Here is a 12656-nt window from a genome sequence, read left to right as displayed (position 1 = left end):
CGTGGGAGCCAGCGGCCCGCCGTTCGAGCAGGCCAGGGCAGCCCCTGTTGCGCGCGCTATCAGGTCTTGGAGTACTCACCCTCGCCGCTCTGGCATCAGCGCAAGAGCCACGACCCCCAGAGAAATTCCATTGGGACGGCCTCCATCTCAACGGTGTCGTTCAGACAAAGCTCCCCCATCTTGCGAGACTAGGAGCCACGTATGGCGGCGGAACAACTCCGGGGGCTGTCCATACAGTCATGGTGAGCTTCGGACAGACCGCGAGTCCCACCCAGGAGCTCAACATCGGGTATTTCATCGGCGTTGGAGTCGGCAAGGAGAACATGTCGACGATAGAAGACAAGCAATTGGGGATCCATGCCACGTTCGAAGCCGGACCGTTCCGAGCGAGCGCGGCCACGAGCTTTCAACTCTACCAATTGATCGGAGCCGTTCTTCCCATGTTCACCACGACCTTGAGGCCACAGGCGACCCTCGTCCGGACCACGCACGTCGATCTCTTCCTCGGCGGGGACGTGTATTCTCTCAACGTCAACGTCCAACTCGGCTTCACGTGCGGATTACGGTTTAGGGACATAAGAATCTTCGATCGAAGCATGGATGGTCTGCTGTCGATCACAGAGATGAACGCTTGGGCCAGCATTCCAACGCATGGAACCATCTGGGCGGCCTACGTCGAATCGCGCCTCGGGCTCGTCGTCGATCTGGAGTCTGACAAGGGAGACAAGGGCGAAGAGCGCGACCGGATCCGTGAGTATGGGCAGCTCTGATCGGTCGCGCCAGCGATGCCGCTCGCCTTGTCGCTCTCGCTCAGGCTGGTCGCGGCGCAGGGCTTAGGGCGCCTCCGGCTCTCCATCTCGCTTCGCATCGCTCGCGATCGCCTCCGGCTCCTCTTCCAGCGCCTCCTCGACGGCTTGCGCGGAGGCGGCCCGCGAGAGCAGGCGCGGCGTGACGGTCTCGAAATCGTCGCCGTGGAAGTAATAACCCACCTTCCGGGGCGCCGGGTGCCGCCGCAGGAGCAGCGTCGCGTCCACAGTCGATCTCTCGCGTCCTCGGCCGCGGTCTTGTCCTTCTTCCTGACCTCCACCCGGGCTCCGGCCGGGGTCAGGTGCTCGAACAGCCGCTCGCTCGTCCGCCGGAGCTTCTCGATCTCCTCCCTATTCTACGACGGATCCGGCCGGCACGGCGCTCTCCGGCGGGCTCAACGGGAGCTCCACCACGAACGTCGCGCCCGCGCCCGGCTTGCTCTCCACCCGGATGGAGCCGCTGTGCGACGCCACGATCGCGCGTGCGATGTAGAGCCCGAGGCCGAGGCCGCCGAAGTTGCGCACCGACACCGCGCGCTCGAAGCGCTCGAAGATCCTGCCCTGATCGGCCTCCGCGATCCCGATCCCCTCATCGCGGACGACGAGCAGCGCGCGATCGGCCTGCCGCCGCACACCGATGAGGATGGGCCTGCCTGCGCCGTACTTCATCGCGTTCGACAGGAGGTTGATGACGACCTGCTCCAGTCGATCCGGATCCCAGCACCCGACCACGGGCGCTTCCAGCTGCAGCTGCGCCCGGCAGCGGGACGCCGCGAGCTGCGGGCGCATCCGCTCGACGACCTCGCCCGCCAACGCCGCCAGATCGACCGGCGCCCGCGCGAGCGAAAGCCGCCCGGCGTGCAGCCTCGTGACGTCGAGCAGCTCGTCCACCAGTCGCGCGAGCCGCGACGTCTGGCGGCCGAGGATCTGGACCATCGCTTCGATCCGCTCCGGGGGGACGTCCGCGAGCGAGCGGCGGCGCAGCAGCCGCTCGATGCTCTGCGCCTGCATCTGCAGCGAGGTCAGCGGGGTCTTGAGCTCGTGAGAGGCGACGACGAGGAACTCGTCCCGCCGCTGGATCGCCTCCTGTGCCTCGGTGTACAGGCGGGCATTGTCGAGCACGAGCGCCGCGCGGCGCCCCAGCTCCTCGGCCAGCCGCAGGTCGGCGGGGCCACAACGGCGCCCGGGCACGGTCGCCAGCAGGGTCATGACGCCGAAGTACCGGTCGCGCGCGGCCAGCGGAACCCGCAGAAACGCGTGGACGCCGAGCTGCTCCCAGAGCGGCCTGACCCGCGGGTCGAGCGAATGCACCTGCTGCACCAGCGGCGTGGCGCGGCCCTCTTCCCCCTCGGATCCGGCCAGCGACGCCTCCGCCAGAACGCGCAGCGCGTCCTTCAGCGCTTCCAGCTGCTCGCCGGGCACCCCGGCGGCGGCCGTTGGGCCCGGCGCCCTGTCCTCGGAGAGCACCTCGACGACGCACCGATCCGAGAGCTCGGGCACCGGAAGCTGCGCCACGCTCTCGACGGTCGCGCCGTAGCCCAGCGCCATCAGCTTGCGGCTCGCCTCGGCCAGGAAGCGCTCGGCCTGCTCGGCCCGCTTGCGCTCGGTGATGTCGGTGGAGATGCCGCAGAGCACGCCGGGCTTGACCCCCTCGCCGAGAGGGAATTTGACCGACAGGAAGGTGTGCGGTCCGTCGTCCAGCGGTATCTCCTCTTCGCATTCCATCGGCCCGCCCGAAGCGAGCACCTTCCGGTCGTTGTCCTGGAGCGCCTCGGCGACCGCAGCAGGGAAGAGCTCGGCGTCGGTCTTTCCGAGGAGCTCATGGCTCGACAGGCCCACGACGCTGCCCGTATGCCGGTTGGCGAGCAGATACCGGCCCTCGCGATTCTTGAGGTAGATGGAGGCCGCCGAGTTGTCGACGATGGCCTGCAGCGTCGCCTGGCTCTCCCGGAGCTCCCGCTCCGCCCGCCGCCGCTCGGCGTTCTCCTGCTCGATATCGGCATAGAGCATGGCGTTCTCGAGCGAGATGGCCGACTGCGAGGCGAGCAGCTCGAGGACGGTGAGCCGGCCGGGGGTGAAGGCGCCGGTGACGAGCCTGTTCTCCACGTAGAGCAGGCCGATCAGCCGGGCCTGGTGCACGATCGGCAGGCACAGCACCGATCTCGACGTCTTTCGCGTGAAATACTCGTCCTCCGAGAACGGATGCCTCCCGGCGGCGTCGTCGAGCAGCACGCGCTCGTGGCTGCGGCGAACGTAGTTGAGGACGGCCTCTGGCAGCGCGACCGAATGCGCCTCGTCCGCGCCGAGCAGCCGCACCGCGCCTCCTGGCGCCTCGATCGCCGCGATCCACAGCTGCTCATCCCGGACCAGGAGGACACAGCCCTCCTCGGCGCCCGCGTGCTCGACCACGATACGGAGCAGCATCTCGAGCAGGCGCGGGAGCTTGAGCTCTCCGGACATGCTCTGCGCGGCCTTCACCACCGACAGGACATCGAACTGCTCGGCCCGCACGGCGAAGGTGGCGGTGGGCGCGATCGGGCTGCGCGGAGCGAGGTGGGGATAGCGATGATCGAGCTGCTCGACCTTGGCGTGGGCGCCCCAGCGGAAATAGGCGGCGCGGGCGCTTCGCAGGTAGCTGTCGGCGGGGGTCGCGAGGCCGCGCGTGCCGTAGAACCCCGCGGCGAGCTCGCAGGCGATGGCCTCGTGCTGGACGAATCCGCCGTCCCGCGCCGACGCAATGGCCTGCTCGTAAAGCCGGCTGGCCTCCGGCTCGTGCCCACGGAGCCGGGCGATCTCGGCCTGGACCAGGGCGTGCTTGTGGAGGAAGTTGTCGGGCCCGCTCCTGGCCCACTCGCCGAGCTGCCGCTCGCACTCGATCAACTGTTCGGGCAACTGTTCGGGCAACTGTTCGGGCAGCCGCTCGGGGAGCAGCCGCTCGGGGAGCTCCCGCGGCGGGGAGGGCCCCGCCTCGTGCGGCTCGTGCGGCTCGTTGAAGACGGCAGCGAGCGAGAGCGCGAGATAGTAGTGGTTCTCGGCGATGAGCGGGTACGGCGCGGCCTTGAAGGGGTGCTCGGCCATCACGCGGGTCGCCGCCGCGGACGCCTCTCCGGGAGAGCCGAGCACGAAGAGCACCTGAGCCTTCAAGCCGTAATAGCTGCCGCGAACGCGCAGCAGATCCCCCTCCAGCTGCGCCTCGAAGGCCGCTAGATCCAGATCGGACCCGTCCAGCATCGAGAAGCGGACCGGCCTCCCGCGCAGCGTCTGGATCATGGCGTGGACGCCGAGGAGGATGCTGTGCGCGAACGCGTGACCGGTCCTCCGCACGAAGCCGAGGCGCTCTTCGACCTCGCGGAGCACGTCCTCCAGCGGCTCGCCGGAGAGCAGCGGGAACAGCGCGGCCCACATGCAGTTGAAGCACGCTGTGTTCAGATCCCCGGACTCGACCGCGGCGCTGAAGCCGGCGCGCCTGTACGGAGTCGTCTCTCGGTAGTGGCGTGTCCAGGAGACGACGGCCATTCCGACATAGGCGAACACCACCGATTTCGTGGTGAGGAGGCCGCTCCTGTCCGCCAGGTCGCAGCCGAGCTTGCCGAACAGATATCCCTCCTGGTATCGCCCGAACCTCGGGCCGATCACGCTCGCGAGGGCGGCATATGCGTGCGCGGAGCTCCTCTCGGCGTTGCCGTGGCGCAGGCTGAGCTGGACCATGCGCAGGACGATGAGCCAGTGCAGGTCCGCGTCCACGAAGACCGCAGGGACGACCATGCTCTCCAGGACGCCCATCGTGAGCTTGATCTCCGGGTCCGTCATGGGGGGCAGATGGATCAGGTCCTCGATCGCCCGATCGCCCAGGGCCTGCCACACGCGCTCGGTCTCCGCGTCAATCTGTGCGCTTGAGGGGTGGAGCGGCAGATCGATGTCGCAGGAGCGGAGCCACGCGAGCCCAATCTCGAGCGCGCGGCCGCATTGCCCGCGGGTCTCGTAGAAGGCAAGGACGACCTCGACGGCGGCGGCCGCCTCGCGCCGGGTCCTCGCGCGCTCCATGAGCTCTTGCAGGAGGCGCTCGGCTTCCTCGAAGCTGCCGGTGAGGTACGCGACGTGCGCGCGCTCGAGCGTCAGGTCGTAGGTCAGCTCGTGCTGCGTCTCCCAGGAGTCCGGCGCGAGCAGGGAGAGGCCCGCGGCGAAGAGCGCGGCGGCGGCCTTGTAGGCCGCGGCGGCCTTGGCTCTCCTGCCGGCGCGGAGGTTCAGCGCCGCGAGATCGGTCCGCTCCGCCTGGTCATGAATGAGCGCGGCGCCGCGGTTGAGATGGCCGACGACATCGAAGAGCGCCTCGTCGCGCGCCTCCGCGCGCTGCGCCTTGAGGAGCAGCCGGCCGATCCGGAGGTGGATCTCGACGGGCTGTCCCGCCGGGATGAGCGAGTACGCGGCTTGCTGCACCCGGTCATGGAGGAATCGATAGGCGCCGCCCCGGCGGAGCAGCAGCCCCTCGCGCACGGCCTCCTCGAGCGCGTCGCGGAGCTCCGCCGCCGGACGGCTCGCCACCACCGCGAGCGTGTCGAGGTCCAGGCTGCTGCCGAGGCACGCGGCGAGCGTGAGGGCGTCCCGCGTCGGAGCCGAGAGCCGCTTCAGCTTGCCCGCCATCAGCTCGACGACGTTGTCGGTGAACCCCTTGTCGCGGATCGCGGCGATGTCCCAGCGCCACGCGCGCTGCTTCGCGTCGAAGGCGATGAGCCCCTCCTGGTGCAGCGCGATCAGGAACTGGAGCACGAAGAACGGGTTGCCGCCGGTCTTCTCGTAAACCAGCCGCGAGAGCGGCTCGACCTGCTCTGTGGGCGTGTGCGGCGCGTGCGGCGCGTGGACCGCCTCGGCGACGAGCGCCCTGACATGGGCGGTGGAGAGCGGTTCGAGGACGAGCTCGGAGACGGTGGCGCCTCGCTTGCGCGCCTCGGCGACCGTGATCCGCAGCGGGTGCGCGGGGCCGACCTCGTTGTCGCGGTAGGCGCCGATCAGCAGGAGGTGCTCGGACCCGGCGTAGGTGGCGAGCTGCTCGAGCAGCTGGAGGCTGGCCGCGTCGGCCCATTGCAGATCGTCGAGAAAGAGCGCCACGGGGTGCTCCTTCTGGGCGCACGCCGCCACGATGCGCTGGAGGGTCGCGTGCAGCCGTCCCTGGGCCTCGGCGGGCGGGAGCTCGGGCACGGGCGGCAGCGGGCCGAGGAGCAGCGTGAGCTCGGGGAGCACGTCGGCGAGCAGCCTGCCGTTCTGGCCGAGGGCCTCGCGGAAACGCTGTCTCCAGCGCTCGACCTGCTCCTCGCTCGCGCAGAGGATCTCCTGTACCAGCGCCCGGAACGCCTGATGGAAAGCGCAGTAGGGGACGTCCCTCGCGGTTTGATCGAACTTGCCGGAGAGGAAGAACCCCCGCTCCCTCACCACCGGCCGGTGCAGCTCCGCGACGAGCGACGACTTGCCGATGCCCGAGTAGCCCGACACGAGCACGAGCTCTGGCCGGCCCTGCGCCACCACCCGCTCGAACACGGCGAGCAGCGCCTCCACCTCGCGCTCGCGCCCGTACAGCCGCTGCGGCACCTGGAACCGATCCGAGAGATCGCGCTCCCCGAGCGCAAAGGGCGGAATGGCGCCGCTCGTCCGCCATCTTGCGAAGCACTCGTCCAGGTCGCGCCGCAGGCCGGCCGCGCTCTGGTAACGCTCCTCGGCGGCCTTGGAGAGCAGCTTGAGCACGACCTCCGACAGGAGCGGGGGAATCGAAGGGACGAGCGCGCTCGGCGGGGGCGGCTTCTGCGCGATGTGGCAATAGACCCACGCGACGGGATCGCCGGCCTGGAACGGCAGGGCGCCTGTCAGCATCTCGTAGAAGACGATGCCCAGGGAGTAGAGATCGGTCCGCTCGTCGATCCAGCGGTTCATCCGGCCCGTCTGCTCCGGGGCCATGTACGCCAGGGTCCCCTCGATGAGCCCGGCGTGCTCGAGGTGCTGCCGCTCGCGGGGTATCCGGGACGCAATCCCCAGGTCGGTGATCTTCACCTCGCCGGTGGCGGGGTTGAGGAGCACGTTCTGAGGCTTGATGTCCTTGTGGACGACGCCGTGTCGATGCAGCCCGGCGAGCGCCTCCGCCAAGCGGACGGCGAGGGGGAAGAAGCGTTCGAGCGGCATCGGCCCTTCCAGAAGCCGATCGAGCGACACGCCGCCGAAATCCTCCAGGACCAGCGCCGGCTGATCGCCGAGCATCTCGAGCGCATAGGGCTTGACGATGGCCGTGGTCTCGGGCGCCCGGGCAACCTCGTACTCGTGGCGCAGCCGCTCGCGGGCACGGGGGCTCGCGTGATCGCGCCGGAGGACCTTGAGCACCACGGGAAGGCCGTCGGCCTGGCGCACACCCCGGTAAAGAAGGGTGTCTGAACCCTCGTAGAGGACCTCGATGATGGCGTAACGGGACGACGCCCCTGGATCGGAGAAGACGGGAATGGGGTTCACAGGAGCCGTACGACGGGGAATGTGCGGCGCATGCTGCCATGGCCGGCGTGCATCGCCATCGCTTTGAGCGGGCGAAGCGCTGGACATCATCTGTCCTCCTCCGCCTCCGCGAACCGCCAGCGCGCCACGCCCTCATGACTGCGGCGGTCACGCCGAGTCCGCTTCTGCGTTGCTAGGCGCGCGCCGCCGGCCGGAAGCGGGCGAGCAAGGAAAGGGGCACGTCGGGCAGCGGCGGAGGGACGGGCTCGCCGAGAGCCAGGAGATTCAGCGTCTCCTCGGTGAAGTGCCCCGCGAGAATCTCCGGCGTGTAGTCCGCGAGGAGCGCGCGCGTCTGGATCTCCGGAAGACACACGACGTAAAGGAACGCGCAGACGCGCGTGAGCTGCTCGCGCGCCGACACGCTGAGCGCGGGCAATTCGATGTCGCAAAGCGGGGTGTTCGGAGCGGGCAAAGGGGCCATGATCCTGAAGAGAACCATTGGACTCTCCCGGTCGCAACGCCGCGTCCGTGTTCGCTTCGCGCGTGGTTCCGCTCGTTTCGCTTGTTCCGCTCGTCAGCGGCGCACCAGCGCCTCGCTCCCCGCCAGCGTGCCGCCCAGGGTCCCCCATCGCCCCGCGAGCTGGCGGCCCGCGATCGCATAGCTGACCACGCCGACCTGCTGGCTCGGCGACCAGCCCACGACGAGCTGATCGCCCGAACGGATGCCCACCCCCTTCAGCGCGCCGGTGCTCAGCGCCCACGTGACGGCGTACGTCTCGCCCGTGGGCACGATGACGACCGTGCCCTTGCGAGCGCCGTCGACGATCCGGTAGCTGCCGACCAGCCCTTCAGGGCCCTCCAGCTCCTCGGAGATCACCTGGCCGGGCCGATCCGTGGCGATCCACTGCCCGTGGAGGCGGCCGCCGTCGATGCGGTAGGCGGCCGCGCCGTAGGGCCCGCCGCTCGCCCATCCCACCGCGAGCGTCTGCCCCTGCACGAACGCGATCCCCTCGTAGCCCGCGCCCTTCGTGATGATCCAGGCGATGCGGTACGTGTCGCCGCTCCGGGAGAGGAGGACGTTGCCCGTGTAGCTGCCCTGCCCGCCCGGGTTGCGCGACGATACGATGTCGTACGTGCCAGCCAGATCGGCGTCGCTGCTCGCCGCGGCGCTCGATGGCCTGGCCGGCGGCGTCGGCGTGCCGCCCGTGGCCGTGGGCGCATCGCCGCTGCCGTACAGCGGCGCCGGCGGGGCGCTGTGGGCGCGGTCCGCCGCGCGGAGCCGCTGGAAGGCCACGAAGCCCCCGACCATGAGCGCGGCGACGGCGATCAGCCCGCCCCCGGCGATCGCGAGCAGCAGGCCCCAGGGGGCCTTGCGCGGGGGCAGCGCCGGCACCGGGACGAGCGTACCGCCGGCCAGGCCGCCGACATCGGTGCGGGAGACCCCCGGCTGGGTCGGCGCGGTGTACGGCCCGGAAGGGCCGGAATAAACCGGCGGCGTGGGCATGGATGGCACGGCCGGCAGCGGCCCGGGCCTGTGGGCGGCCGCGGCGAGCACGGGATCGAGCGCCGCCATGGCCTGCGCCGCGTCGGTGAAGCGAGCGCGGACGTCGCGGGCGAGGCACCGGGCGAACCAGGCGTCGAAGCCCGGGGGGATCAGGTGCGCGCAGCCGAGCTGCGCGGCGCGGGCGGACGGCGGCTCCAGCGGGCCGAACAGCACCTCGCGCATGAGCGACATGACGGAGGCGCTGGGCCCGCGGCTCGGCTCGATCCAGTAGACGCGCGCGGTGAGCAGGTAGAACGCGAGCAGCCCCAGCGCCCAGACGTCCGACGCCGGGACGACCTGCGCGGCGAGCTCCGTCTGCTCGGGCGCCATCCAGAGCGGCGTCCCGACCGACGCGGTGATCGACGTCGTCGCCCGCGCCTCGGCCACGATCTTCGCGACGCCGAAGTCGAGCACCTTCACCTTGAAGCGGACGTTCTGCTGCCGCGGCCGCGCGATGAAGATGTTCTCGGGCTTGAGATCGCGGTGGACGACGCCCGCGCGGTGCGCCGCGCCGAGCGCGTGGCACAGCTGCCCCATCAGCTCGCGCACCTCGTCGGGCGGCAGCGCGCCGCGCTGCGCCATCACGGCCGAAAGGTCGGCCCCGTCGAGCAGCTCCATCGCCAGCCACGGCGTCTGCGTCGCGGGATCGACCCCGGCGGCGACGACCTCGACGACGTGATCGCTCTCGATCCGCGCCCCTACCCTCGCCTCCTGCTCGAAGCGCTCGCGGAAGCGCGGGTCCTGCGCGAGCTGCGCGTGCATCAGCTTCACCGCGCGCGGCTTGCCCGTCGAGAGCTGCTCGGCGACGAACACGGCGCCCATGCCCCCCTGGCTCAGGGGGCGGACGATGCGGAAATCGCCCCCGAGGACGGTGCCGGGGGCGAGCGGTGCGGCTGTCGTGGGGTCGGCCATGACGAACGGGAACCTTCCGGGCGACGTCGGGTGACGCGCTCCGGTAGCGTACCCAAAGACGCGCGATCCTGGGGCCCCGCAGAGCGCCGGCACGGCAGCACGCGCCGCCGCCGGCGTCGGATCTCCCCCGCGGCCGCGCGGGACGGGCGGCGCTCAGCCCCCGCCGCCCTCGATCCGCACCAGGATCTGGTTCGTCGCGCTCAGACGGACGGGATAGGTCTTGAGCCCCTCCGCGCCGCTCAGGGCCTCTCCCGTCTCCAGGTTGAACTTCTGGGCGTGCAGCGGGCAGATGAGCGTGCAGCCGCCGAGCAGCCCGTCGACCAGCGGGCCGCCCCGGTGCGGGCAGCTCGCCTGCGTGGCGAACACGCGGCCTTCCCGCGTGACGAACACCGCGATGCGCTCCGATCCGACCTCGAACGCGCGCCCCTCGCCCGGCGGGATCGCCGAGAGGGGGCCCAGGGTGATCTCCATCTCTCGCCCCCTCATTGCACGATCGGCAGGACCGATCGGAACTGGTTCGCCGTCCTCGGGGAATTCGCCTCTCGCCACGGATCGCGGTACGCCTCGACCGTCTTCCGCATCTCCTCGTCGAGGCGCGGCGCGATGCCCTCGCTGTCGTCCACGACCACCGCCCGGATCTTCTGGATGCCGACGCGCTCCACGAAACCGTATGTCCGCTCCAGGTACCTGGCGTTCTCGCGGTAATACTGGATGAAGCGGCCCATGAGCCGGAGCACGTCCTCGTGCGCGTCGACCACGCAGAGCACGTCGCCCTTGCGCACGTGGGCGCCGGCCGCGCCGCCCACGTAGATCTCCCACTTGCCGCCCTCCACCGCGACGGCGCCGACGTCCTTCACCATCGCCTCCGAGCAGTTGCGCGGACAGCCGGCGGTCGCGAGCTTCAGCTTGGCCGGCGTGTCCATGCCCTGGAAGCGCTCCTCGATCTTCAGCGCGAGCGCGATGCTGTCGCCGAGCCCATACCGGCAGAAGTCGCTCCCCACGCAGCTCTTGCACGTGCGGTACGACTTCCCGTAAGCGAACCCCGAGGGCATGTCGAGGTCGCGCCACACGGCCGGCAGGTCCTCCTTCTTGACGCCGAGCAGGTCGATGCGCTGGCCGCCGGTGAGCTTCACGAGCGGCACGCGGTACTTGTCGACGACGTCCGCGATCCGCCGGAGCTGCGCGGCCGACGTGATGCCCCCCGCGATCTGCGGGATCACGCTGAAGGTGCCGTCCTTCTGGATGTTGGCGTGAACGCGGTCGTTGATGAAGCGGGCGTCGCGCTCGTCCTCGTAGTCGTGGTGCCATAACGTGCGGAGCAGCGACGCGAGCCCAGGCTTGCTCCCCGGGTCCTCGTTCCCGCCCGCGAGCTCGCGGAACACGGCGGACACCGACCGGAGCCCGCGCTCGCGGATCGCCTGGACCAGCTCGGGTTTGCTCAGCGGGACGCCAGGCACGTAATAGCTGGCCGCGGGGTCCTGCTCCGCCGCGCCCCCGCACGCCCACGCGACGACCTCCGAGACGAGCTGCTTGCAGGCGCCGCAGCCCATGCCCGCGCGCGTCGCGTCCATGATGGTCCGCAGGGTCCGCTTGCCCGAGCGCACACACGCGACGAGGCCCTCCTTGGTGACGCCATTGCAGTTGCAAACCTGCATCCCTGCCGGCATCTCCTCGATCGTCGCCTGCGGCGAGGGCGCGCCGAGTTCGAACAGCAGCGACAGCCGCTCTTCCGGGAGCGGTGTGCTCTTGTCGAACGCCTGCATCAGGTAGGCGGCCTTGCTGACGTCGCCAAGGAGGATGCCGCCGAGCAGCCTGCCGTCGCGGATGATGAGCTTCTTGTACGTGCCCTTCTTCGGCTCGAGGAACTGCACGATCTCGTCGCGGTCGTCGGCGGGCTCGGTGATGCCCATCGAGGCAAGCTGGATGCCCATGACCTTGAGCTTCGTGGAGACCTTCGAGCCGGCGTAGGAGGCCTTCTCGTTGCGCTTCGTGATGTGATCGGCCAGCACCTTGCCCTGCTCCCAGAGCGGCGCCACGAGCCCGTAGACCTGCCCCCGGTGCTGCGCGCACTCGCCGACGGCGTAGATCCTCGGGTCGTCGGGCGAGCGCAGGTGGTTGTCCACCACGATCCCGCGCTCGACGGTCAGGCCGGCGCGCAGGGCGATCTCCACGTTCGGGCGAATGCCCGCGGAGATCACCACGAGATCGCAGGCGAGCGCCTCGCCGTCGGCGAAGCGGAGCCCCGTCACGCGGTCGTCTCCGAGCACCTCCTTCGTGCTCTTGTTGAGGTGCACCGTCACGCCGAGCTGCTCGAGCGTGGTCCTCAGGATGCCGCCCGCCGTGGCGTCGAGCTGCTGCCCCATCAGGTGACCGCTGATGTGGACCACGTGGACGTCGAGACCGAAGTTCTGCAGCCCGCGCGCGGCCTCGAGCCCGAGGAGCCCGCCGCCGATGACCGCGGCGCTCCGCTTGCCTTGTGCGTACTGGGCGATCTTGTGGCAGTCGTCCAGGCTGCGAAACACGAACACACCAGGCTTTTCCGTGCCGCCCTCGAGCCGCACCCCCTGGATCGGCGGGATGTACGGAGAGCTGCCCGTCGCGATGATCAGGTTGTCATAGGGCGCCACGACCCCGTGATCGCCCGTCACCTGGCGCGAGTGCCGGTGGATCGCCCGCGCGCGCACGCCCGCGTGGAGCTGGATGCCGTTCTCCCGGTACCAGGCCAGGGGGTTCAGGAAGATCTCGCTCGGGTCCTGGGAGCCGTTGAGCACCTCCGAGAGCAGGATACGGTTGTAATTGCCATACGGCTCGTCGCCGAAGATGGTGATCTCGAACTGGTCGGCGCCGCCCCGCGCGAGGATCTCCTCGACCGTGCGGACGCCGGCCATCCCGTTGCCTATCAACACGAGCTTTCGCTTCTTCTGCAT

The 12656-nt window shown here is 70.1% G+C and carries 7 protein-coding genes; 1 reads left to right on the top strand and 6 read right to left on the bottom strand.

Annotated features, from left to right (window positions below; translation table 11 throughout):
- Positions 1 to 239 precede the first annotated feature (239 nt).
- Positions 240 to 770, top strand: a complete 531-nt coding sequence (locus WME79_RS19725; protein WP_437538130.1) for a hypothetical protein — start codon at positions 240 to 242, stop codon at positions 768 to 770.
- Positions 771 to 833: 63 nt separating this feature from the next.
- Here WME79_RS19725 and WME79_RS19720 read toward each other — a convergent pair whose 3' ends face one another.
- The 6 genes from WME79_RS19720 to nirB all read right to left on the bottom strand — a co-directional run bounded on the left by WME79_RS19720 (position 834) and on the right by nirB (position 12656).
- On the bottom strand, positions 834 to 1034 hold the full coding sequence (locus WME79_RS19720; protein ID WP_437538128.1) for a hypothetical protein: 201 nt from the start codon (positions 1032 to 1034) through the stop codon (positions 834 to 836).
- A gap of 123 nt (positions 1035 to 1157) precedes the next feature.
- Positions 1158 to 7295 carry an AAA family ATPase gene (locus WME79_RS19715; protein WP_437538126.1) on the bottom strand — a complete coding sequence of 2046 codons (6138 nt, stop codon included), beginning with the start codon at positions 7293 to 7295 and terminating at the stop codon, positions 1158 to 1160.
- Positions 7296 to 7467: 172 nt separating this feature from the next.
- Positions 7468 to 7755, bottom strand: a complete 288-nt coding sequence (locus WME79_RS19710) for a hypothetical protein (protein ID WP_437538124.1) — start codon at positions 7753 to 7755, stop codon at positions 7468 to 7470.
- Positions 7756 to 7848: 93 nt separating this feature from the next.
- Complete coding sequence (locus tag WME79_RS19705) at positions 7849 to 9729, bottom strand: serine/threonine protein kinase (RefSeq protein ID WP_437538122.1); 1881 nt, start codon at positions 9727 to 9729, stop codon at positions 7849 to 7851.
- A gap of 153 nt (positions 9730 to 9882) precedes the next feature.
- Positions 9883 to 10200: a Rieske (2Fe-2S) protein gene (locus WME79_RS19700; protein ID WP_437538121.1), complete on the bottom strand. Its 318-nt coding sequence runs from the start codon at positions 10198 to 10200 to the stop codon at positions 9883 to 9885.
- Between the two features lie 11 nt (positions 10201 to 10211).
- Complete coding sequence (nirB, locus tag WME79_RS19695) at positions 10212 to 12656, bottom strand: nitrite reductase large subunit NirB (protein ID WP_437538119.1); 2445 nt, start codon at positions 12654 to 12656, stop codon at positions 10212 to 10214.

The sequence above is a fragment of the Sorangium sp. So ce726 genome (genome assembly GCF_051521405.1).
Lineage (GTDB): Bacteria > Myxococcota_A > Polyangia > Polyangiales > Polyangiaceae > Sorangium.
The sequence above is the reverse complement of the archived record's forward strand: the minus strand, read 5'-3'. Positions and strand labels throughout refer to the sequence as shown.